Genomic DNA, 24,742 nt, shown 5'->3' on the forward strand with positions numbered 1-24,742 from the left:
TACAAAAAGCAACTTTTTTTTATAAAAAAAAATAACGATAAAAAAAGTATCTATAAAAAACAAAATAAAGTAGAATAAAAAGATGTTTTCAATCCCAAATATTCCAATTAATTATAAGATAAAAGTAACAGGAAAAATATCAAAAATATATCAAACACTAATAAAAAAAATAGTGCAAGTAACGCTTTATAAAGAAAAAAATCAAAACTCAAATTCAATAGTCGAAGTAGTTGTTTGCAGCGAACAAGAAATGAAAGAATACAATAAAAAATATATGAATAAAGATTCGGTTACAGATATAATTTCAATTTCTTACGAAGAGACAAAAGACCCAATTCTAAAAAACATGATCGGGATAATATTAATTTGCCCAAAAATAATAAAAGAGGATAGCGAAGAGCTAAAAAAAGACTATTCAAAACACTTAACACATTTAATAGTGCATGGAACGTTACACCTACTTGGATATAATCATGAACAAAACGAAGAAAGAAATCGAATGGAATCAAAAGAAGTAACAATTTTATCATCTTTAGGAATAGAATCACCATATCTGTAAAAACTATATTGCTTAATCAAAAACAAATTCAACCGCACAAAACAATTATCAAAAAACATAGCTTTAACTTTAGTTGAACACTTTGTACTAAGTTTTTAAACCAAAAAAAAACAAAAAATTAAACATCTAAAACTAATTTAGACAAAGATCGAATTTCTTGAACCAATCTAGTCAAACCAACCCTATTAGAGCCCTTGATAAACATATCACAAGCAAAAGGAGGATCTCGAAAAAAAGAATGAACATAATTAATCAAATCCTCAACTGAATCAAAAAACATGTTTTTTGGTAAAATCTTAGATAAAGCTCGCATGTTTTCACCAACTAACCAGCATTCATCAACAAAAGAAGCATAAAGAGACAAATACTCATGATGTCTTTGGCTATATCCAAACATATCACCTAATATAGCAATTTTTTTGTTTTTAGAGAAAGATTTAAAAAAATTCAAATCATTAATCATAGAAGAAATATTAGCATTATAAGAAGAATCAATAATAGAAAATTGATACCCATTTTTTTCAAAAGAAAAAACATCTCTTCGACCAACCAACTCATCAACAACAAAGGTAGTATCAATCTTCAATTCATCAAATAACTCTAATGCAGCATTTTTTAAGAGAAGTCTAGAATCTTCATTAAATTTAAAGGTTCTAAACTTTAAACCTTGCCCATTTAAAGAATTTCTCAAATAGTCAGAATACCAAATATTATCAATAAAAAAAGCACATTTTTTTGTATGTTCAAAAATAACTGATTTTTCATTAAGAATAGAAAACAAAGACCCCAAATAATATGAATGTGCAGTCGAAACATTAGTTAAAAAAGAATAATCAGGAATAACTAACGAAGATATTTTTTGCATTTCTCCAATCATTTCTATTCCCAACTCTATAATCAAAAAATCCGATTCTAAATTTATTTGAGATAAAAAATAAGAAATGCCAATTAAAGTATTGTAATTTTTAATAGGAGCCTCAACCTTAAACTGAGAAAACAAAGATTTAACTAAAGAATAACGAAAAGTGCTCTTACCAACGCTGCCAGTAATGCCAACTATTTGACCTTTAAACAAAGACCTTCTATATTTTGCAATCTGAACAAACGAATTTAAACAAGAACCAACAACAATATTGTTTTCACATATTTTTTTTTCAACCAAAGCACAAGAAGCACCGTTTTTTAAAGCCTCTTCAACAAAATCATGCCCATCAAAATTTTCACCTTTTAAAGCAATAAACAAATCACCCTTTTTAACTAAACGAGAATCAAAAGAAACCCCAAAAATATCAGGATGTTCAAAAAACAAAGAATTAGATGGCCATATCATAAAGTATTAAACGTGGGCCTGGCAGGAATCGAACCTACGACAGCACCGTTATAAGCGATGAGTTCTACCGCTGAACTACAAGCCCTAATAAAAATAATACCCTAAAAAAAAACAAAAAACAATAAAGAAAATTATAATAAAATCATACTACCAAAAGAAATTGAATCTTTAACAAATTTAATTGAAAAGACTAAAGAAAAACCATACTTGTTTTTTTCACCTAAAATTCCATTCATGTTTTCTTTAATAACAAAGCCACTTTCGAAAAATAATGAGCCATAATGATAAAAAAGAGAAAAACGCCCCCCCGAAATAAATTTATTATTAGAAGCACCACCATTTAAAAATTCTTTAGAATACAAAGAAACAGATACGCCCCAAAAAGGACAAAACTCATAAGTAACACCAAATTCTAAATGAGCAGTTCTAATAGCACTATATTGATATTCCTCTTTTGGAATTTCAGATTGATAAATATCAGAGTATAAAGCAGTATTAACACCAAAAAAAGCGTACAAATTATTTTTCAACTCATGTCTTTTACCCAAAAAAAACAACATTCCATGTGTCATATCACGGCTGATAGCAGCTTTTTTTCGCTGAGTTTTTTTTTCAGTTTGTTTTTTTGTTTCTGTTTCTTTATTTTTTTGCTCCTCTGCGTCTCCATTAGAATTTATAAAAATAATAAAAAATAAAAAAATTTTTAAATAATAAATCATATATTAAATATATTAAATATTTTTATATTAATTTTCAATATCAGAAGCATCAACATCGTAAGAGCCATCAACAACAGCTGAAAGAAATTCTTTTATTTCATTTTTTAAAGCTAACCTACTTTTTGAAACAGTGGGTTCTGAATTAATATAGTAAATTTTATAACAATCCTTTTCTTCTAAAATTAGAATAGAACCAACCTTCAAAGAATGAAACCTATCTTGTAAAGAAGAGAACTGAACAGTTTGATCTTTAAAAACCACAACAGAAATTTCACCAACATATCTAAAAAGATGCGAAAAAACAGCTGTTTTATTAGCACACAAAGCCTTAATCTTCTCCTCAACATTTTTTTCGTTTTTAAAAACAACATACTCATATGCCTCTACAACGCTTTCACTCACGCGCAAAATATTTTCATTAGTAACAACAACTCCATTTTTCAAATTGTTTTCAATTTGTAAAAGAAAATTAACGCCCATTTGCTTAATAAAAGAGTTTTGAGCACCTTGATTTTTAAAATTAATAAGTAAAAATTGCAACAAAACAATTACATCATCTTCAGTATAAAACCCTAATGTTGAAAAAGATTCAAAAACATTCAAATCACACCTAGGAATTACATATCTCCAAACCCTTATATTCTTGGATTCTTCTATGTTTTGTGAATAAAAATAAAAATTTTCTACTTTATTAGCAGAAAGTTTAGAAACAAGATTACAAAAAGAAAATAAAAAAAACATTGAAAAAACATTTAACATCATATTAAATATATATGCATATAAATTATTTCTATTCAACTATTAAAAAATGTTTTAAGTGTTTTTAAAGAAATTGATTTTGATATTTTAAGAAATTTTATAAAAGAATCAATAGATTCATAAGTTTGATTTAATCTGGTAATAGAATAATTAAATAAATAAGGATCTAAAAAAACACCTATTTTGTTTATTCTAAAAGTTAAAAAAGCTAAAAAAAATCGACTTGAAAGCTCATCTACTTGCAACTTCGGCAAAGAACCCATTCTTGAAAAAACATCTTTTGATGAAAAATTATAAACATCAGAAGAAACAAAGATAGCAAAAGTTGAGTGTGTTTTTAATTTATCATATTGATAAACAATTTCAGAATCTGTCAACATATCCAAAAAAAAAACAGAAAAAGATCTAAGCATAGATATTTTATAAAGCAAATGTTTTTTTCCAGATTTTTTAGGACCAACAAAAAAAACAGGCTGAGATTCGTTTAATAAAACATTAACCAAAAAATTTAAAGCCCCATCAAATAAATAATAATCTGAATTATAATCTTCCTGCCAAATTTTTAAATGAGTCTGAAAAACCATTTATTTTTTAACTTCAACTTTTTTACTTTCTGAAAAAATTGCATACTCAAAACCAAAATTAACGCCTCTTTCTTCAGCTAAATCTTTTAAACTCTTCAAGTAACAAGCCTTAATAAAACGAGTGTTAAAAGGTTTTATTTTCAACCTGGATTCGTAAACAGCACCAATAGCGGTGATAGAAGTAATACCAATAATTTCAAGATCCTCCAAAACACAATGAAAAAACTCAGAAGATTCCTTAGAATTTTTAAAATTTTCATAAGAATCAGCAATCCAATCAATGACCTTTGAAGAGTTAACACTGGTGTCTAAAATTAAATCAAAAACAATATAAACAAACTCTTTTGATCTGTTTTTTATAACCTCAACTTTTCTGAAAGGAACAACATATAAAGATCCATCAAAATTACGAAGCTTAATCACCCTCAAAGTAACCTCTTCGATTATTCCAGAAACATCAGCAACATGAACAAATTCTCCAATATTCACACTGTCCTCAAAAAGCACACAAACCCCATTAATAAAATCATCTATAACAGGCTTAAACCCTAAAGAAGCAAGACCAGCCAAAACACTTAAGTTCCAAGAAACAGTAGATAAATTAACATAAATTAAAGAAAAATAAATAAAACCAAAAACAATACGAATAGCCCATCGAAGCATGGATTTAAAAGTTTTTGCTCGAGAAGAATAACTAGAAGAAAAAGAAAACATTCTATAAAAAATAAAATCAACAGTAGAATCACAAAAATATATAAAATAAGGAAAACTAAAAACGCCAAAAAGCAACCTTAAAAAGGAATTGGCTTCTAAAAATTTTAAAAGATTTAATAAAATTAAATAATCAAAATCCCAAAAAAACAAAACCAAAATAATAAAAAGAAAATTCAGAGATGAACACCCCCAAAAATAACTCCATTTCACTAAAAAACTTGAAACTTTATACTCCTTAAACTTAATATCTAAACAATGCTTCCAATAAAAATAAAATGATCTCAAAACAGCAAAAATAAATAAACCCAAAATAGAATAAAATAAATCAAAAGTAATCCAAGTCTTAGAAAAACTAAAAAAAATCAAACAAATAAAAAAAGAAAAATTAAGATAAATTTCAAACAAAACATTTACTTCCAAAAAATCCGAAATTAAATCAAAAAAGAAAAACAAAAAAATAAAAAACATTAAAAAGCATGAAAAAGAAAGCAAAAAATTAAAAACAAACAAATGTTTAAAGCAAAATAACAAAACAATAGATAAAACTTGAATAAAGCTTATAATAAAAAACTTATCATATGATTTTTTATAAAGAAGCCTAGCCCCAACAAAAAAAGTACAAAACAAAGGAAACAATAAAAACAAATGATCCTGAACAAAAAAAACAAAATTCATTTTACGCTCTCAACAAAAGATAATAAATACTTAGAAATAGATTTAAAAAGCTCATTATCCACAAAATCTTTTAAATCACCAGTCTTTTTATCTGTATCAACAGAAAGTATTTTTTCAACAATAATAAAGTAAGAAACACCGTTCTCGTGTATTTCTTGAACAGAATTTAAAGGAAAAGAAAAAATTCTTTTAGAAACCCTATAAGGCAAATCCCCTTGATAAAAGTTTGCAGCGTTCAATTTCGTTTTTTTCCATTTAATATTTTTTTTATTCACGCAAAAAGGTTTTTTTTCCAGCTCATAAATCTTTCGAACAACATCTTTAACTTCGTAAAAAGAAAGTTGCTTGGCAGGCTTTATGTCAACAACTTTAACAACATAAGCAAAGGTTCCATCAGATGCAAAATAAAAACAATTTCCTTTTTCAGCATTAATTTTATCAGAGTGATAGTTTAAACCGCCTTTAAACAAATATACTAATTGATCATGAGAAACTTTTGTTGTATATTGTGGATAATTTTTAATGATGCTTTGAAAATTATTATTTTTAATAACGCGATCTAAAAAATTAAGGTCTTCTTGTGAAAAAAATTTAGTTTCAATTTTAAAACCTTCATAAGTATATTGTTTATAAGTTTTGAATTTTTCTTTATTTTTCTCATAAAAATCTAACAAATCTTTTTCATAATAGTTTAAAACAACGTCTTTATGATTAACAATAGAATATTTAATGTAACGATAAGAAAAATAAGCTTTATCAAACTCTTTAATAAATTGTTCATTCAAAGAATAAGAATTTTTAATAAAAAACCAAAATTGCAGATGAAGCAACTCTTCCTTTTTTAAATCATAATATTCATTTTCTGAAAGCATAGAACTTTTTAAAAAGTCTAAAAACTTGTTTCTAGAAAACATGTTTCCATCTAAAAATCTAGAATCATTTTGAATGCTTTTTTTAACATCATAATTTGAAATTTTTAAACCTAATTTCTTACAAAAAGATGTAATAGCCGCCTTTTGTTGAGCTATTTTGATAACTTCATAAATATTTTTCTGAAACTTCATTTCTTTTGATAAATCAGAAGAATCTTTTACGTATGCAATATATTTTTTACAGTCAGCCATGCTATATTTAGTCCAACCAATTTTAAATAAAGGAGCATCACTATAAAAGTTCCTAAAAACACTACCAAAAATAAAAAAAACCATCATAATCATGATGAATGATGAAGTAAACTTATCATTTTTAGATTGGTTGTTGTTGTTTTGCAGATTTTCTTTGCTTTCTAACATACAAGTATAGTAAAAAAAATTAAAATTTATGTCCACCACTCTTTCAAAAAAATAAAGTTTTGAGCTACTTTTATTTTTATTTGTATTATGATAAATTAAAAACAGCGGGGTAGAGCAGTCTGGTAGCTCGTCAGGTTCATAACCTGAAGGTCGTAGGTTCAAATCCTGCCTCCGCAACTTAAATTTTATTTTTTTTTCATTTTAAGTTATAACATTTCTTTTTTGTAAGCTAATATTAAATACAAAAAAAAAGTTATCCAAGAACAAAAAACAAAGGGATAAACAACAGAAGATAAATCAAAACTATAAAAAATAAATATTTTCATCAAAAAAACATAACAAATAGAGTTATTTAATGAAATAATTGCAGGAATAATCACGCTTTTTTCAACAAAAAAAAACATTTGAAACAGCCTGTTCATTAATAATGCAGGAAGAGAAATTGAATATAATTTAACTAATTTTTTCATTATAACGACATCTTTTGCAGAAACTTTATTAAAAAAAATTATTTTTATAATCCCCTCTGTAAACAAAAAACAAGTTAACATAAATGCAAAAGTTATTAAAAAAACAAACAGCATTGATAATCTTTTTAAAGTTTTACTTGTTTTTTTGTCTTTCGAAAATTTATTCAAATAAGAAAAAAGAGTGATAAAAACAGGTATAATGAAAGCAATTGGAAGTTGCATTATTTTTCCAGACCTTAAAACAAGAGTCATACTACCTACTCCAAATAATGATGCGAATCTCATTGATATAACATCGTTAATTTGTGTTAAAATTGCTATTAAAAAGATTGGAGCAAAAAAATAAAACAATGAACGCAAATCACCAAGAGATTGTTTTGAAAAAAAAGAATTTTGATTTGCAAAGAACAAATAAACACAGTAAAATCCGATAAATAATAAAAATTTGATATAAAAAGATACGAAAATAAAAAGAAAAATAAAACCAAATAAAAAGCTTGCTATTTTTATTTTAATTGATTTGTCTTCCTGAAAAAGATCATAGATTACACTAGGAATCATAGTTGATAAAAGCATTATTATGGTTGCAAAAAAATAAAAAAAGACTATTTTCACAACGGAAACGTTAAAAATTAATGAGAATTTGATTAAGCATATCAAGCAAAAATTAAACAAAATAACCGAAATTGAAGGCCAAAAGAAAAAGCCTCTTGATTGCAATAAAGAACCTAAAATGCTGTAACAAAAATATATAAATGACGTAAAACTCGTTGTTTGTACAAATAAACCATAATAAGCTTTTTGCTCCAAATTAAAGCCTGGTGCTACTTTCGATAAAAACCAATCTTCAAAAAATTGTTCTCCAAAATAAAAAACAAACAGTAAAAATGAAAAAATCATAAATGTATTTATTATTAAAATATGTAACCTTTTATATGCGTTTTTCTCTTCAAAATCACGTATTTTAGGCAATAAGGCACTGTTTATTGCTCCCTCTGAAAAAGCCTTTCTGAAGGATGTTGGTATTTTAACAGACAAACTGAACGCATCCGAAAAAGCCCCTGTGCCAATAAACTCTAACAAATAATTATCTCTTATCCAACCTAATATTCTTGAACATATACCTAATACAGTTACTAAAAAACTATCTTTTACAAATTTTTTTGTACTCATCGTTATTGATTAAATTACTTTAAAATTTCTATAAATTCTAGTTAAAAACGCTCAAAAACTTATAAAAAACTTATCAAAAACTTATCAAAAACTTATCAAAAACTTATAAAAAATCGATAAAAAACGCTTGTTTTTTGTTAAAAAATGATCTTTTTTTATATTAATTATAGAGGTATTAAATAAAAAATACAAAAACTACATGTTCTAAGTTTTATGTTTTTGATATCTTATACAAGATGAGCGTCTTACAAAAAATTTTACAAGAAAGAGATCTTTTATCTCAAATTTCTAATGAAAATGTTGAAGTTAAAAAAATTTATGCTGGGTTCGATGGTACCGCTAGAAGTTTGCAAATTGGAAACTTAACCCCTTTAGCTGCTTTAAAACATCTTAGCAAGGCTGGTATTCAACCTATTGTTTTATTAGGTGGCGCTACTAGTACTGTTGGCGATCCTTCTGGTAAAAACACAACCAGAAAACAGCTGGATAAGGATGATGTAAACATAAATATTAACATCCTTGAATCTCAAATAAAAAAACTTCTTCCTGGCTCTTTGATTGTTAATAATTATGATTGGATCTCTAAATTATCTTTTATGGATTTTTTAGATCAAGTTGCTACTTTTCTTTCTGTTTCTTATGTTATTAAATTTAAAACTTTTGCTGATCGTCTTGCTAATGAAAACCCTTTAACCATTAAGGAAATTCTTTATCCTTTGATGCAGGGGTATGATTTTTTATATTTATTTGAAAACGAAGGTTGTGATGCCCAGCTTGGTGGCCATGATCAGTGGTGCAATGTTTTAACTGGTGTTGATTTAATTCAAAAAAAACATTCTAAAGATACTAATGTTGTTGCTGTTACTTCTCCTTTACTTGTTGATTCTAATGGAAACAAAATGGGAAAATCTCTTGCTGGAGCTATTTATTTATCTGAAGAACTTTGTTCTGTTTACAATTTTTGGAGTTTTTGGAGGAACGTTGATGATTCACTTGTAAAAACTTGTTTACTGCGTTTTTCTGATTTTGAAATTGAGGAAATTAATGATATTGTGCTAAAAGATATCAACCAAGCAAAGATAAAATTAGCTAATTATATGACAACCTGGGTTCACTCTGAAGAAAAGGCTGCAGAGGCTCAAAAAAAGGCTTCTTCTATTTTTGTTGATCGAAATTTTAATGATCTTATTGAAACAAAAGTAAATCACTGTAAGTTATCAGACGTTGTTTCTGAACTAAAAAACATTAGCTCTAGTGAGGCTAAAAGATTAATTAAAAGTAATTCAGTTAAAATTAACGAGGAAATTATTAATGATTCTTCTTATTCCTTTAAATCTGGAACTTTTTTAATTTCAATTGGAAAAAAAAGTTTTTTTAAACTTGTTTTTTAAATAACTTATTTCTTTTTATAGTTGTACATTTAACTTATGTTTTTTTAAAAGCATATGATGCTGTTTTTCCATTTTGCTTTATGGCAGCTATATTTTGAGATTTGGTTATGAAGTGCAAGGATTTAATTATATAAGTTAAATCTTCATTTAAGTTTAATCCATTCGTATCTTTATTTTTAATAAAATTAGCAATGTTTTCTAAGGTTATTTTGATAAATTGCCTGATTTTAGTAATTACTTCTTGTAACTTAGACAATTTATTAAGTTCTTCCTCCACATTTAATGTATCAAGTAGAATATTAAACCTATTTGAGTCTTTGTTTTTAAACAAAGCATCTAGATGATTTATTATTGTTTTTACTTTGAAACTTTTGAGTTTGTTTTCTGGTAACAATAGTTTGTTCACAATAGTATCTAAAATTGATTGCATACTTTCTATTTTTTCTTTGTTTTTTTCATACAAACTCTTGATGTTTATGTTTTTATATAAGCCATGTTTTTTTGCTAATTTAATTAACTGATACAAACTTGCCGTTGCTGGCTCTTTTTCTTGCCAAATTTTTTTTATCATTAAATTCATCTTTTTTATACTGTTATTTAAAGCAATTAGTGTTTTTGGAACCGATTCTTTTATTATTGACATTTTTTTTTGTTCTGGCTGAGTATTGAGTTGTTTTTTCATTCTTTGTTGCTTTGCTTTTGTTGCATAGTCTGGCTCTTTATTTTGTGCATCTGTTGCTTGTACTGACTCTTCATTTTGTTCAGATGTTTCTTTTTTTACAACAAAGGCTGGCTCTTCATTTTGTATCTCTATTTCTTGCGCCGTATATTCCTCTTGTTCTTCTTTTTCTTGTACTAGCTCTTCATTTTGTTCTGTTGTTTCTTCTTGTGCTGGATCTTCAGCTTTTACTTCTTTTGCTTTTAAATTTTTTTTTTCTAACTGTACCAAAATATTTTTATATTGTTCTTCGAACGCTTCTTCTGCTAAGTTTGCTAATCTTAAAATTTCCTCTTTTACTGCTTCGCCAAAGCTTTGACCAGAACGTTTTTCTGACAATTTCAAAATTTCTTTTATCATGTCTTGTTGCAGCTGTTGTTTTTCCTTTTCAGATTGGTTCCCTATATCATTAAACAGCTCTATTTCATCATAATGCGCCAAAACTGCAAATACAGGAACAAAAAATCCACAAGACACGCTATCTTCTTGTATATTAATTGAATTAAGCTTTATGAAATTTATTGCTCCTTCTTTTGTTTTAGTCAAATATACTGCTGTGTAATGTTTTGAAAACAATATTGGAACTAAAATTTTATCAAACTTTTCTATGTAATTTTTAATAGGTGGAAAAATTTCTTCAAGTCTCTTGTAATTAAAAGGATAATCGGCTTCAATCGCCATTGGATTGAAAAACAAGGCTTTTTCGGTTTTTATTAAAGACATTATATATGATAAATCTGTAATTTCTATATACTGATCACTAAATTCACGTTTCTTTGTGTATTCTTCTATTTTTGGAGTTGAAATTTCTAAAGTATTTCTTAAAAAACCACCTTTGTTACTACATGATGAAATATAAAAATCACATAATGATTGATCTTGTTGTTCTTTTGTCTTATTCAAAATTCTTAAAAGGCTTTCTTTGAAGTTTGCTTGAAAAATTGATAAATCTTGAAAAATACCATGATTTGCCAATGTTTTTAAAGCTTTTTTGTATTCTTCACTATATTCTGTTATTTCAACTTTTAATGGTGTTAAGCTATAATCACTCAATCCATTTGAATAAGACGAGTTTTCTAATGGTGAAATTTTTAAAATATCTATATGACTTGGTCGAATCAAGCGCCCATCTTCTTTTTTGTCATCTGTTTGATTGGGCCAGTGTGACAATTGATTTGATGAAGCCGTGCTTTGGTTTGCTGTTTCAACTCCTGCTTCTTTATCCACAGTTGAAGCCCTTTGTTGCTTTGTTGATGTGTTTTTAGCGTTTGCTTCTATAGTTGCAGACGCATTTGTTGTTTGTTGTTCCGATCTTTTTTGCTTTGTGTCAATGTTTTTAGTTCTTGCTTCTTTGGTTATAGGCGTGTTTGATTTTTTCTTTACAATCCTTTTTAGCTTTGTAGTAGCCTTTTCAGATATTGCTTCTGTATCCGCAGTTGGGGACGTATTTTTAGAAAGTGTTGGCATACTATTATTAGAAGCAATACATTCTTTTGGACTTGTTAAGCGCAGTATATTATTTTGATGATACTCAATTGCTTTTCTAAAAATTTCATCCTCGATTTCATCGTCCTCTTGTTCTCTTTGTGTCGCTATTTTATCTCTTTCGTTTTTTTCTTGCGCTTCAATTATTTGTCTAACATTTTTCTCATCAACGTATAATCGATAAAAATTAACATTATTTGTTTTTTTATTAACAATTTCTGCTCTTTTTTCAGCTTTTTCTATTAAAATATTTAATTTCCTTTCTTTTTCTAACAAACCAACGGCAATATTGTGACATAAAGCTATGTTATCAAAAGAGGAAAGATTTTCTTGGTACAGTTTTTCTCTCGCTAACGCTTCTTCTTCTATTAATTTCGTTCGAAGTTGAATCTCCGCCTTTGCCCTTTCATCTGCCAACTTTAAAGATTCGTTAATTTTTTGTTCTTCTTTTAATTTCATTTGTTCTAGTTCGTTTAATCTTTTATTAAAAACACTTATTAATTCTTGTGATTCTTTTAATCTTTCATTTAATTCATGCTTTGATTTATCGCTATCTTTTAATGATCTTGCCTTTTCTACTTCTAACTGTTGAAGCCTTGCTTTTAATGAGTCAATTGTTTGTTCTAATTGTTGAGGAGTTAACAAATGCGACCTTTGAATATCGGTTAATCTGTTTGTTTTTTCGGTTTGGCTTCCCTTAGAAACAGTTGATCGAGCTGTTTGTGATCCTTTTGTTTCCATTGATAGAACGGACATATAATCAACGTTTTTCACTGAAAAAGAAACTAAACTTTCACTTTCATCTGCCTGTTCTGAAGTACCTCTTCTATATGTAATTGTTCCACATGATTGAGAAGAAACAGAGCGATCGTTTTTAACACTACTGCAATAAGAATCAAAGCTGCCATAAGGCGCATTTTGATTAGGTGTTGATGGCAACGATGTTGAACTTTCTTCTTCTGAATCAACAAAACCAGTTGGAGCTGATCGAGTTTGTAATACTGGTGGAACAGATGGAGCTGGTAGGACAGATGGAACTTGTGGAACTGATCGAGTTTGTAATACTGGTGAAACAGATGGAACTTGTAAAGCCGATGGAAATTGTGAAGCCGATGGAAATTGTGAAGCTGATCGAATTTGTAACGCTGGTTGAGCGCCTGAGACTTGTGGAGCAGATGGACACGAACCAACAACAGCTCTCAACAACGCTGGATTAGGAGTTATAGGATCGTTATATGCTGGAACTGATAAGGCCACTGCGGGTTGTTGAACGCATACCCCTTGTCTAGCTGGTGGAAATTGTGTAGCCGTTGGAACAGATGGAACTTGTAGAACTGATCGAGTTTGTAGTACTGGTAGGGCCGATGGAACTTGTAATACTGATGAAACCAATGGAGCTGGTAGGGCCGATGGAACCAAGCCATAAACCATAGCCTTCAAAACCTCTTGAGAAGGAGCCTTACTGCCATCTGCTGATGGCACGTTTATTTGTGAATCTAATTGAGCTCCTGAAGCTGGTGGAACTTGTCTGACTGATGGAAATTGTGAAGGTTTTTGAGCTTCTAAATATGGTTGAGCATTTGCATATTGTGAAGCTGATGGAACTTGTGTGGCTGATTGACCCGAGCTATAAACCATAGCTCTCAACAACTCTTGAGAAGGAGACTGACCGCTACCTGCTTGACCTTGTGAATTTAATTCAGTGCTTAAAGCTAATGGAATATGTGAAGGTTGTTGAGCGCCTATACCTTGTGTAGCTAATAGAGTTTGTAATACTGGCTGAGCAAAATGATCAGGTGTGCCTGTGATTATTAAATCTTCGTCAACACCAACATCTTGCCTTTGGCTTTCCGGAAAAGTTAATAAAACTGCGTTTTGAGTTGTGTTATCTGTAACAGGAAATGATGTATTTTGGGCTTCTCTATCAAAGACCATAGTATTACTTGTATTTGAATTATCCTTTGATTCAGGCACCATGGTTGGATTGTGCTGTGATTCAAGTTCTATAATTGGATTATAGAATTGTTCAAGTGGCACGGTTGGATTATCATCTTGTGATTCAGGTACCATATGTTCAGATGAACTTAACCTTATAGATTCTCTTTGTATTAAAGGCCAACTTGTTTGAGTTGAAGCGGCATTAGATTGGTCTAAATTAAAGCGAGTTAAAGGGATCACGCTAGATTCCGCATTATATTCAACGCCTCCCATCTGAACGCCTTGATTTTTTTGCCTTACTTCAGTGTTTTCGTTTGACTCTCGTATAATGTTTGTTTTTTCTTGCTGCTGAAACTCATTGGGATTATTATTTAAGACGCTTAACGTTTCTTCATCTTTTCTAAGTTGTTTAGGATTAGTATATAAAGGACCATCGGGAACCTTGTAATCAAAATATTCTTCATGCACACTTGAATATCCAGCTGAACGAAGATCTTCTGCCATGTGTTCTTCCGTTTGGGCCACAGAACATTCTTTGTAACTATTATAACCCAAAATAATTGGATTATATTTTATATCTTTGTTTTTTTTATCTGTATTAAAAATGTTTTTATCTAAATCATAATCTATTAATATTTCATCGTCGCCTATTTTTCCAACATAATAACCTAATCCAAAGGAAACTTTGGGATACCCATCTGAACCAAAAATAAAAGACACCTGGCCAAAAACACATCTAAATTTATAAGACAAGCCAAAATAACCAAATGAATTCTCTAAATTATAATTATAAATACCTATATTAAGATTAACATTCTCATTCATTTTATAGTTTAATTTTATGGATCCTCCAATTTTAAAAGTTTCATATCTTGATTTTGAAAAAACCACCCCAGATAAAACGGAGTTAATGTCGTCTTCATAAATATTAAACAAAATTGAAACCTTAGACTCTAAGAAACAACTGTAAAAAAAAACAGAATATAAATGTTTTTTTGATATCATATAACAAACAGTACTTTTGTTTCCTTAAAAAAACAAAAATATAAAGTTAATAAAAACAATATAAACACTTAAATATTTTTTAATCAAGAACATATAATATTTGTTTTATGAATAAAAAATTAGCTTTATTATCAATGATATCAATAAAAACAGATCCATTCGTTGGGCTAAACTTATCTTGTAACTTATATTCTTTTAATGTTTTCATGGCGAACGCAGGCGTCTTTTGTTCAAACGACAATTTGTCTGCCTATTCTAATTTAGAATTAAAAACAGCGCAGATGAATTTCTGCTTAGGATATATTATCAGGAAAAATTCAAAAAAAACAATAAAAGATAACTCTTCTTTATTGCTTGAAATAAAACACAAAACAAAGTTTGCAAATGTATCAATTGTCTTTTCTTTATTCAATAAAAACTCTATTTCAATTGTGATTAGCAAAGAATTTAACGAAATTTTTAATGTAGGTGCTTTGGTTGGATATAGTCAAAAAGAAAAGAAAGAAAAACAAAAGAAAAAAAGCCAAACAAGCGCGATAGAACCTAGCTTTTTAGATCTACCCAATCACAGGTCTACAGCTCAATTAAACGATGATCCTGACAGCACTCCATTAACTCCAGATACAGCTCCATTTGGCAACGGAAAATCACATAACCCCTTCAATGATGAAGATGTAGACTATGAGAGTATTTCTTTTCATTCTTGTCGCTCAAGTGAGGACGGCGAAAATGACTCTGTTTTTTTTGATGAGAATCCTTCTCTGGCCAATGCTTCACCTTCTACCACTCAAATTCAAATATCACAAGGTTCTACAGCTAGAAATCAGCAGAGTCAGCAACAATACATAGCTAAACATCCAGCAACAGCTATGCACAAAAAACTTGAAGAGGCGCGACAAACCGCACAAAAAAACGAAAAATTACTTCGAAAAATAAGTGAACCATTTGTACAACGAAAAAATGCAATTATACAAGCAAGACAAGAAAAAGTACAAAAAATGAATCGCTTATATTATCTTATAGCTCAACGTGAAAACACAAACGCTTTAACTGAAGAAAAACAACAAGAGATTTCCAATGAAATACAAAAAATATTGCAAGAACTACAAGAGACGACTACCTCTGAATTGAACGCACAAACACCGATTATAAAACCTCTTCCGATAGGACAAATTAATCAGAAAGAACAAGCTGCAAAGAATAAAACAACCTCAACTCCATCAACAGCAAGAGCAAGAGCAAATTCAATGCCAACAAGAAGACACGCTTCACAAGTTCCACAAGTAAATACTAAAACAACCTCAAAACCATCAACAGCAAGAGCAAGTTCAAGAACAACAACAAGAAGAGCAAGTTCAACCTCAACAAGAAAACTAGCTCCACAACATTCAACTATAATACAAGTTCCAAAAGTAAATACTGCAACAACCTCAACTCCATCAACAGCAAGAACAAGTTCAACCTCAACAAAAAGACCCTCTCCACAACGTTCAACCATAATACAAGTTCCAAAAGTAAATACTGCAACAACCTCAACACCATCAACAGCAAGAGCAAGTTCAACCTCAACAAGAAGACCCGCTTCACAACTTTCAACAAAAAGAGAAGCTACACCCATAAACAACGCATTAATTTCAGAATTTTTAAAACTACAACAAAAAACAGAGAAACAAGCATATGATCCAAACTTAGAAGAAACCCCATTCAGTTCTTTTCAACCAACACATAGAGCATACTTTAAAAATTTTAATTTTAATTCACACTTTTTTAGAGAGGTTGAACTCACGTTAAAAAAAATATTAGAAAAACTACAAAAAAAAATAAACGAAACATCAAATTTGGATGAAAAAAAAACAAAAGAATTTATTAAAAATGTAAAAGAACATCTTTATAGTCAAAAAGGATTAAACAAGTTGACAAACCTTATACCAACAGGAGAAAACGCAACAATTAAAAAACTATCTGAAAAAGAAGGCTATTATCGTTCTTGTCTAATGTTAATAGCATTAAAAGAAAAAGCAAACACAAAAAACGATAAACAAAGAGCGTTAATAAAAAACATGATATACAATTTGTTTTCTTTGATTAAATCAAGCGGTTCTTCTGTTAAATTAGATGTACAAAAAGCAATATCTGAAATAAACAAGTATATTCAAGCTCTTGCAGAGGTTGAAAAGTTACAAAAACAAATTAATAATTAATTGTAATGTTTTTTACACTTAAAATTTTTGCATTATATTAGATTTTAATTAAAAAACAGACCCTTTTCAGACAACAAAGTGAAAAAGTGCGTAGGTGTGGCTTTTCAAGAAGAATTTTTATACTGTCACCTCCACAAGAAACTTCCACGTTCTTTTTTAAAAAAGGCTATTTTAATCTTAAAAAGTTAAACATGTAAATGACTAATCTGGGGCTTTGTGCGCATATATAGCAGCACCTACTCCCTTTGATAGCAATTGCAAAAGGGGAAAGGGGGGGGGGGCCCCCTATAATCTCAAAAAAAAATAAGTTTGAGGGCTTTAAAGGCTGCTTTAACTAAACAACAATCGGAGAGAACCTCAAATATTAAAATGTAGTGGGACGGTTGCATATAATATTACTCCTTTGATAGCAATTACAACAGAAGTTTGCGCCTACTATCAACTCATAAGAAAAAGTTTCATTGGCTTTTAAAAAAACTGTTTTAATCTCAAAATAACCGAAAGCTCACAAGATCAAGTAAATTATGGCTTTTGCAATAGAAGTTTAGATCGGCTTAAAATCAGATCCATCCTAATCAACCCCAATATGATTTTAATTTGTCCCAAAAAGTTTTAGATTTTGAGGTGTTTTTATATTCTTTATGTAATTTTTCCCAAAGATCTTTCTCAGAAGATGATATATATGTTGGAATTTCAATTTCAATTGTTACAATAATATCTCCTCTATATTCAGAATTGAACCTTTTCATGCCCTTTCCAGAAATGCTTAGTTTTGACCCAGGTTGAGTTCCAGCAGGAATAGTTAATAAACAACTTTGTTTTTCCAGTGTTGGTATGTCAACATTTTTACCCAAAACAGCATCAAAAATAGAAATAGGAATCTTCAATAATAAGTTTGCATTATCAACCACAAAAATCGAATGCTTTTTAACAGTTACAAAAACATAAAGATCGCCGTTTACGCCGCCTTTAATAGCATTTCCCTTTCCTTTTAATTGAATTTTCATTCCATTTTCAACACCCTTAGGAATTTTTATATTAATTGGGCTTGTTTCATTTAATCTTCCTTCTCCGCGACAAAAAGAACATTTTTTATAACTCTTGCCCGAGCCATTACAGTTATCACAAGTTTGTTGAACTCTAAAAACAAACTGTTGAACATGAATTTTACCCATGCCGTTACATTTAGAACATTTACTTGGAGGAGTTGTGACATCGTTACCAGATGAAGCACAATGAGAACAACCAACCTTTCTTGGTATTTGAATGTTTGTTTCATATCCTGTAAATGCTTCTTCTAAAGAAATTTCTAAAGAAAACCTTAAATCTTCTCCTTTAAAAACCTTCGATCTTTCAGCCCCAAAGCCTGAAAAAAAATCACTAAAAATATCTTCAAAACCAGAACCATTAAAATCAAATCCTCCAAACCCATCAAATCCGGAATGACCGCCTCCATTTTTAAAATTTTCATGGCCAAGCATATCATATTGTTTTCTTTTTTGATCGTCTTTCAGAACATCATAAGCTTCTTGAATTTCTTGAAACTTTGAATTAGCTTTTTCCTTTTCTTTTTCATCTGTGAATTTATCAGGATGATACTTAATAACAAGTTTCTTATAAGCTTTTTTTATATCGTCTAATGAATCTTCCTTCTTAACGCCTAGAACAGAATAATAATCTTGAAAATTATTAGACATTAGTTATTGTTTTCCTCATTTGAACCTGACTCAGAATTAGAAACATCATTGGTTGAAGCATCAGAAGAGTTTTCGTTTTTAGAGTTATTGTAAATAATTTCGCCAATTTTCATTGAGCTTTTTTGTAGGTTATCAATATCAGCTTTTATAGCTTCAACATCATCTGAATCTTTGGTTTCTTTCAATCTGTTTAAAGCATCTTGAATTAAGTTTTTATCTTCTTCCGTTAATTTGCTACCATGATCAGATAATCCTTTTTCCACACTAGATATTAAATTTTCAGCTTCGTTTTTTGTTGTGGTTAGTTCTGCTTTTTTCTTATCTTCATCTGCGTGCATTTCAGCATCTTTGATCATTCTTTCAATTTCTGAATCAGTAAGACCACTTGATGATTCAACTCTAATTGAATGTTCTTTTCCAGTTCCTTTATCTTTTGCAGTGACACATAAGATACCATTTGCATTCATATCAAAGGTAATTTCAATTTGAGGAACTCCCTTGGGTGCATTTGGAATACCATCTAAAACAAACTCACCTAAAAACTTATTATCTCTTGCCATGGGTCTTTCCCCCTGATAAACACAAATTTGTACTTGAGTCTGATTATCAGCAGCAGTTGAAAATACTTGAGTCTTTTTTGTTGGAATTGTTGTATTCTTTTCTATTAAAGGAGTCATAACTCCACCCATTGTTTCAATTCCTAATGTTAATGGAGTTACATCAAGCAAAACAACATCTTTAACATCTGAATCTCCTCTTAAAATTGCCCCTTGAATTGCAGCTCCTTTAGCAACAACTTCGTCAGGATTAACCCCACGATGAGGATCCAAACCAAAAAACTTTTTAACTTCTTCGATAACTTTTGGCATTCTAGTCATTCCACCAACTAAAACAACATCATCTAATTCAGATTTAGAAATACCAGCATCTTCAAGAGCTTTTTTGCAAGGATTTAAAGATTTTTCAATCAAATGCGAACATAAAGACTCTAATTTTGCTTTAGAAACGCTGATGTTTAAATGAGTTGGACCACTCTCTCCATAACTTAAAAATGGCAAACTAATATCAGTTGTTAAAGCAGTAGAAAGTTCAATTTTAGCCTTTTCTGCAGCTTCTTTTAATCTTTGAAAAGCAATAGAAGATTCTTTTTTCTTAGCTTCAGAAGAGTTATCAATTAAATCAACGCCATTCTCTTTTTTATAAGATTCTAACAAGAAATCAACTAATTTAGAATCAAAATCTGCTCCACCAAGCATTGTATCTCCATTAGTTGACAAAACTTGAAAAACACCACCAGAAATTTCCAAAATAGAAACATCAAAAGTACCACCACCAAGGTCATAAACAGCTATTTTTCTTGTTTTAGATTGATCTTTATCTAACCCATAAGCTAAAGCTGCAGCTGTAGGCTCGTTTATAATTCGAAGAACATTTAATCCGGCAATTTTACCAGCATCAACAACGGCCTGTCTTTGACTATCGTTAAAATAAGCTGGAACGGTAACAACAGCCTCTGTAACAGAATGCCCCAAATAAGCTTCAGCATCTTCTTTTAAAGCTTGCAAAACATAAGCTCCAATTTGACTAGGACTATAAGCTTTTCCCTTAACCTCAACCCAAGCATCTCCATTATTAGAAGGAACAATCTTGTATGAAACGTTTTTTTGAATATTAGAAACTTCCTTAAATTGACGACCGATCAACCTTTTTACTTCGTACAATATGTTTTCAGAAGGAGGTTGTCTTTTTGCAGCAGTTCCAACAACTCTTGCACCATCTTTATCAAATGCAACAACAGACGGAGTCGTGTTTGATCCAACTCTATTTGGTATAACTTTTACCTGACCATTTTCAGAATAGGCAACACAAGAGTTTGTAGTTCCTAAATCAATTCCAATAACAGTTTTTGCCATATTTTCCTCCTTAATACTATATATTACATCAATTTAGATTCTATATTAAAAAAATTTTAAAAACAATGGAAAATTTTAAAAAAAACACATATAATTTGTAAAGATATGTCTGATTTTTTTTGTCAAGTTTTTTTCCAAGGGCTCTTAGAGGCTTTTCCTATTAGTTCTTCTATGCATTTAAGAATTTTCAATGTAAACAATATAGAAATTATGCATCTAGGTACCGGTATTGCTTTTTTATTTTATGCTTTTCAAACTTTAAAAACCTATATTAAAAAACCATTTTGCAAAAAATCGATTTTCTTTTTTTTTAAAATTTTAATTATTATTTTACCAACTGTTTTAATAGGATTTTATATAAAAAAACAGCCACTTTTAGTCCCTTCTGACTCTGTTAATTTAATTTGCGCTCTTACAATGTTATGCGTTAATTTATCCCTTCCAATGGAAAAAGAATTCAAACAATTATCTGTTAAACAGCTGTTTTTTATCGCATTTATAGTGCCCCTTTCTCTGTTGCCTGGAGCTAGTCGTTTTGGCATTACTTTTACAGCTTTTAGATTGTTTAAGCTGAATTTACATGAGTCTTTTTTGTTTTCTATCATACTGGGCATTCCTATTACTATTGGTGCAGCTTTATTAAATGTTTACACTCAGACAATAACAACAAAATTACTTTTAGCTTCATTAATTGCTGGAATTATAACCTATTTCACTCTTAAAATTACACATAAAGCATTGAAATATTGGAATTTTTTTTCTGTTTATAGAATTATTTTTAGCTTTATTCACTTCTTTTTAACACCTATACAAAAAAAAGCTTTACTTAGCAAAATTTTTCTTATTATTGCGTTTTTTTTTGAATCACCTGAAACATCTAAAAATAAAAATTCCACAATAGAAAAACACAAAAAACAATCAAAAAAGGTTAAAAAAGACTAAAAAACGAGCAAAAATCGATCAAAAAACGTTAAATATATTAACTCAAATGAACTGTTTTTTTTCTAAATCATATTCAACCATGAAATTTTTTAATTGATCTCCATTTTCATATGTGCAATCAACTTTTAAACAGTTTTTTATAAAAGTTACTTGCCTTTTTGCATATTGTCTTGTTCTTATTTCAATTTTTTCTATACATTGATTTTTCGTAATATTGCCACAAAGCAAAAGCCTTATCTCTGAAAAACCAATAATTGCTTCTGCATTTAATTTGAACTTTTTTACTTCTTCTACCATTTCATCAAAATCTCTAATTAACCTTTTTCTTATTCTTTCTAAAAGAACCTCTCTTTTCGGTATCAATGCTAAAACAGTGACTTTATCTTCAAAAAAAGTATATCGGTGTTTTTGATATCCAGCTAAAATCGATTGATTGTTAAACAGAAAATAAGACAACGCTTTTTTTAATCTACGCTCATCTTTATAAACTTTTAAAATTATTGGATCAACTTTTTCTAATTGTTTTTTCATCTCTAAAAAAGGCATTTCATTCACTTGATTTTTAATTTCAGTATTTTCTGGTAGATTATCTATTCCATTTATAAAAGATTTTAAATATAAACCTGTTCCTCCTACTAAAATTGGATTACGCTTTCTTTCAATTATTTTTTCTATTGTTTCTTTCGCTTTGTTTCCCCATTCGAACACATTAGAAGAATTCTCATGATTTAAGTAGGAATATAAGTAATGTTCATTTAAATCTGTTGGAGTGGACTTTAAAGTTTCTAGGCCAGAATACATTTGACAAGAATCAAAGTTAACTGCACTATAATTTTTTGAAATCAAGTCTGAAATAATTTCGGACTTTCCAGAAGCTGTTGGACCTATAATAGCAAGCATTTACGCGCTAATTTTACTTTGAAAAGGCGCTAAACTGGGATTTTTCCTTTTATCTTTTTCAACCTCCTGATATAACTCCTTATATAAAGCAACCGCATCTTTTATTGAATTTATTTCACTTAATGCCACATTGTCTATCTTGAAACCAATTGCATGTTCTATTGCTAACAATATTTCTATTTTTGTCGGCTCATCCATTTTAAGATCGTCAGAAAATTTTGTTTCTACATCTACATTCATAAGCCCCACATTCTCAAAAATCACTGATTGAATCACTGAAATTAAATCATCTTCGTTATACCTGAATTTTTCTAACGATGGAAAAACATCCATATAATAACTCACTAACTTTCCCCCAAAATATTAGTTGTTCTAACTATTGAGTATATTTTATCATAGTAAATTTTAAAGCTCAACAAAGAAAAAAGTATTTTAGATGGAAAAATCCAATTAAAAATCAGATTAACAAATTTGATAAAGTAAATGCAACCTTTTTATTAATTGCAAATAAAATTTTTTTAGATAAAATCAACTTTAGTTATTAGGAAGTTTTTATGTGTGGAATTGTTGGTGTAGTTAATAAAAGCAAAAAGGCCTCAGAAGATCTTATGTTTGGATTAAAACAAATGGAATATAGGGGATATGATTCTGCTGGCGTTGTTTTTTCAAAAAATTTTAACACATATAAAAGCATTGGATCTTTAATAAACTTGGAAAAAGCTTGTTTACATAATGAGGATACAATTGGCATAGCTCATACAAGATGGGCTACTCATGGTTCTGTTAATTTAACTAACACTCATCCTATTAAAATTGGAAATTTTGCTATTGTTCATAATGGTATTATTGAAGATACCGATAAAATCATCAAAGAAATTAACTATAAACCTCAAACTCAAACTGATACTGAAATTTTATTGGCTTACTTTGTTTTCTTAAGAAAAGAACATAGTTTAGAAGACTCCTTGCAAATTATTGATCAAAAAATTAAAGGTTCTTATGCAGCTTTGATTTTAGAGTTTTCATCTGATCAAATCATTTGGCTTAAAAAAGGATTTAGCCCTATTGTGATATCTGAAACTGAATTTGGCTATACTGTTGCTTCTGACATGGAAGGTGTTAAAAATCCGATCAAAACTTATGAAATAAACTCTAATGGATATGGTATTATTAGTAATTCTTTTGTTTCTGATTTTCAAACCTTTAAAAAAAATTTAATTATCAAAGGAGAATTTTCTGAAAAAACAACTAAAGAAAATCTTTTTCACGAAAAAACAAAATCACATAATACTTGGCTTGAAGAGGAGATTCTTGAACAGATAAAAATTTTTGAAAACGAGAAATCTCTAAATTTGAAAAAAGATTTTTCTGTTTACCATAATGTTAAATTAATTGGTTGTGGAAGCTCTTTTTTTGCTGCTGAAATTGGCGCTTATTGGTTGGAAGAAGAAAACATATTAGCTTCTGCTTCTATTGCTTCTGAATGGAATATTTCTGATACGCCAACTTTTGATCATCAGCTTACTATTTTTATTTCTCAATCTGGATTCACGGCTGATACTGTTTCTGCTTTATTAAAAGCTAAAAAATATAGCAAAACTTTAGCTTTGGTTAATAAAAAAAATAGTCCTATTAGTAACAACTCTGATCAAGTTGTTTTGTTAAACGCGGGAACTGAAAAAAGCGTTGCTTCTACTAAATCTTTCTCTTCTCAAATTATTAAGTTATTTCAAATAATTAAAGGTACTTTACCTAAAAATATTGAAGAAAAAGTAAAAAACATTTTTAAAATTGATGTTGAAAAAATAGTTGACAATATATTGAAACACAGGGAAATTTTCATTCTTGGAAAAAATAAAATGAGTTTGGTTGCAAAGGAAGGCATGTTAAAAATAACTGAAATAACATATTTAAATGTTTTTGCTTATCCAGCTGGAGAATTAAAGCATGGCTATATCGCTAAAATAACTGAAGAGACAATTTCTATTATTCTTGCACCTGAAGACCCCGTTTTATTACAAAAAACATTATCATCAGCTCAAGAAATTATTAGTAGAGATGGAAAAATTTTGCTAATTGCCTCTGAAAATTATATAAAAAAAGATTTATTTATTAAAACAGACCCTATGAATTATGATGAAGCTACATTTTGCTATACTATTTTACTTCAGAGAATTGCTTTTAAACTTGCTGAAAAATTAAACAGACCTATTGATAAACCTAGAAATTTAGCTAAGTCTGTTACTGTGGAATAAAATTTGATTTAAAGGTTTTTAA

17 protein-coding genes and 2 tRNA genes are annotated in these 24,742 nt (G+C 29.1%); 6 read left to right on the top strand and 13 right to left on the bottom strand.

What is annotated here, in order from left to right; all coding sequences use genetic code 11:
* Positions 1–82 precede the first annotated feature (82 nt).
* The gene (gene ybeY / locus AAHM83_RS00340) at positions 83–559 is read left to right on the top strand and encodes an rRNA maturation RNase YbeY (RefSeq protein WP_342262047.1); all 477 of its coding nucleotides are present in this window, start codon (positions 83–85) and stop codon (positions 557–559) included.
* Positions 560–677: 118 nt separating this feature from the next.
* Here the strand turns inward: ybeY and AAHM83_RS00345 are convergent, their stop codons facing one another.
* The 7 genes from AAHM83_RS00345 to AAHM83_RS00375 form a co-directional block, all read right to left on the bottom strand.
* Positions 678–1,889, bottom strand: coding sequence for a Mur ligase family protein (locus AAHM83_RS00345; RefSeq protein WP_342262048.1), 1,212 nt, complete (start codon positions 1,887–1,889; stop codon positions 678–680).
* Between the two features lie 13 nt (positions 1,890–1,902).
* A tRNA-Ile gene (locus AAHM83_RS00350) sits at positions 1,903–1,974 on the bottom strand.
* A gap of 46 nt (positions 1,975–2,020) precedes the next feature.
* Entirely contained in the window at positions 2,021–2,608 is a 588-nt protein-coding gene (locus tag AAHM83_RS00355; RefSeq protein WP_342262049.1) for a hypothetical protein, read from the bottom strand.
* 27 nt (positions 2,609–2,635) lie between these two features.
* A complete protein-coding gene (locus AAHM83_RS00360) occupies positions 2,636–3,367 on the bottom strand; it encodes a hypothetical protein (RefSeq protein WP_342262050.1) in 732 nt (243 codons plus the stop codon).
* Positions 3,368–3,402: 35 nt separating this feature from the next.
* Entirely contained in the window at positions 3,403–3,951 is a 549-nt protein-coding gene (locus AAHM83_RS00365; RefSeq protein ID WP_342262051.1) for a hypothetical protein, read from the bottom strand.
* On the bottom strand, positions 3,952–5,340 hold the full coding sequence (locus tag AAHM83_RS00370) for a mechanosensitive ion channel family protein (protein ID WP_342262052.1): 1,389 nt from the start codon (positions 5,338–5,340) through the stop codon (positions 3,952–3,954).
* The gene (locus AAHM83_RS00375; protein ID WP_342262053.1) at positions 5,337–6,632 is read right to left on the bottom strand and encodes a peptidylprolyl isomerase; all 1,296 of its coding nucleotides are present in this window, start codon (positions 6,630–6,632) and stop codon (positions 5,337–5,339) included. Before AAHM83_RS00375 ends, AAHM83_RS00370 begins: the two co-directional genes overlap by 4 nt.
* Positions 6,633–6,735: 103 nt before the next feature.
* Between AAHM83_RS00375 and AAHM83_RS00380 the strand changes: the two genes are divergently transcribed.
* A tRNA-Met gene (locus tag AAHM83_RS00380) sits at positions 6,736–6,809 on the top strand.
* A 29-nt stretch (positions 6,810–6,838) separates the two neighbouring features.
* Here the strand turns inward: AAHM83_RS00380 and AAHM83_RS00385 are convergent.
* Positions 6,839–8,275: a lipid II flippase MurJ gene (locus tag AAHM83_RS00385; RefSeq protein ID WP_342262054.1), complete on the bottom strand. Its 1,437-nt coding sequence runs from the start codon at positions 8,273–8,275 to the stop codon at positions 6,839–6,841.
* A 236-nt stretch (positions 8,276–8,511) separates the two neighbouring features.
* Between AAHM83_RS00385 and tyrS the strand changes: the two genes are divergently transcribed.
* Entirely contained in the window at positions 8,512–9,666 is a 1,155-nt protein-coding gene (gene tyrS, locus AAHM83_RS00390) for a tyrosine--tRNA ligase (protein WP_342262055.1), read from the top strand.
* A gap of 34 nt (positions 9,667–9,700) precedes the next feature.
* Here the strand turns inward: tyrS and AAHM83_RS00395 are convergent, their stop codons facing one another.
* Entirely contained in the window at positions 9,701–14,812 is a 5,112-nt protein-coding gene (locus tag AAHM83_RS00395) for a hypothetical protein (protein ID WP_342262056.1), read from the bottom strand.
* Between the two features lie 107 nt (positions 14,813–14,919).
* Between AAHM83_RS00395 and AAHM83_RS00400 the strand changes: the two genes are divergently transcribed.
* A complete protein-coding gene (locus AAHM83_RS00400) occupies positions 14,920–17,013 on the top strand; it encodes a hypothetical protein (RefSeq protein ID WP_342262057.1) in 2,094 nt (697 codons plus the stop codon).
* Between the two features lie 575 nt (positions 17,014–17,588).
* On the opposite strand, the gene dnaJ is transcribed toward AAHM83_RS00400, so the two are convergent.
* Both dnaJ and dnaK read right to left on the bottom strand, forming a co-directional pair.
* Positions 17,589–18,710, bottom strand: a complete 1,122-nt coding sequence (gene dnaJ, locus AAHM83_RS00405; protein ID WP_342262058.1) for a molecular chaperone DnaJ — start codon at positions 18,708–18,710, stop codon at positions 17,589–17,591.
* A complete protein-coding gene (dnaK, locus tag AAHM83_RS00410; RefSeq protein ID WP_342262059.1) occupies positions 18,710–20,623 on the bottom strand; it encodes a molecular chaperone DnaK in 1,914 nt (637 codons plus the stop codon). Before dnaK ends, dnaJ begins: the two co-directional genes overlap by 1 nt.
* Positions 20,624–20,728: 105 nt before the next feature.
* On the opposite strand from dnaK, the gene AAHM83_RS00415 reads away from it, so the two are divergent.
* Positions 20,729–21,565 carry an undecaprenyl-diphosphate phosphatase gene (locus tag AAHM83_RS00415; protein ID WP_342262060.1) on the top strand — a complete coding sequence of 279 codons (837 nt, stop codon included), beginning with the start codon at positions 20,729–20,731 and terminating at the stop codon, positions 21,563–21,565.
* A gap of 42 nt (positions 21,566–21,607) precedes the next feature.
* Here AAHM83_RS00415 and AAHM83_RS00420 read toward each other — a convergent pair whose 3' ends face one another.
* Positions 21,608–22,465, bottom strand: a complete 858-nt coding sequence (locus AAHM83_RS00420; RefSeq protein ID WP_342262061.1) for a hypothetical protein — start codon at positions 22,463–22,465, stop codon at positions 21,608–21,610.
* Positions 22,466–22,810 (bottom strand): hypothetical protein, encoded by a 345-nt coding sequence (locus tag AAHM83_RS00425; RefSeq protein ID WP_342262062.1) that lies wholly within the window; start codon positions 22,808–22,810, stop codon positions 22,466–22,468.
* A 209-nt stretch (positions 22,811–23,019) separates the two neighbouring features.
* Here AAHM83_RS00425 and AAHM83_RS00430 point away from each other — a divergent pair, with 209 nt between their 5' ends.
* Positions 23,020–24,720 (top strand): SIS domain-containing protein, encoded by a 1,701-nt coding sequence (locus tag AAHM83_RS00430; RefSeq protein WP_342262063.1) that lies wholly within the window; start codon positions 23,020–23,022, stop codon positions 24,718–24,720.
* The last annotated feature ends 22 nt before the right edge of the window (positions 24,721–24,742 follow it).

The organism is Alphaproteobacteria bacterium endosymbiont of Tiliacea citrago, assembly GCF_964031065.1.
Taxonomy (GTDB): domain Bacteria; phylum Pseudomonadota; class Alphaproteobacteria; order CAJXXZ01; family DAHXLG01.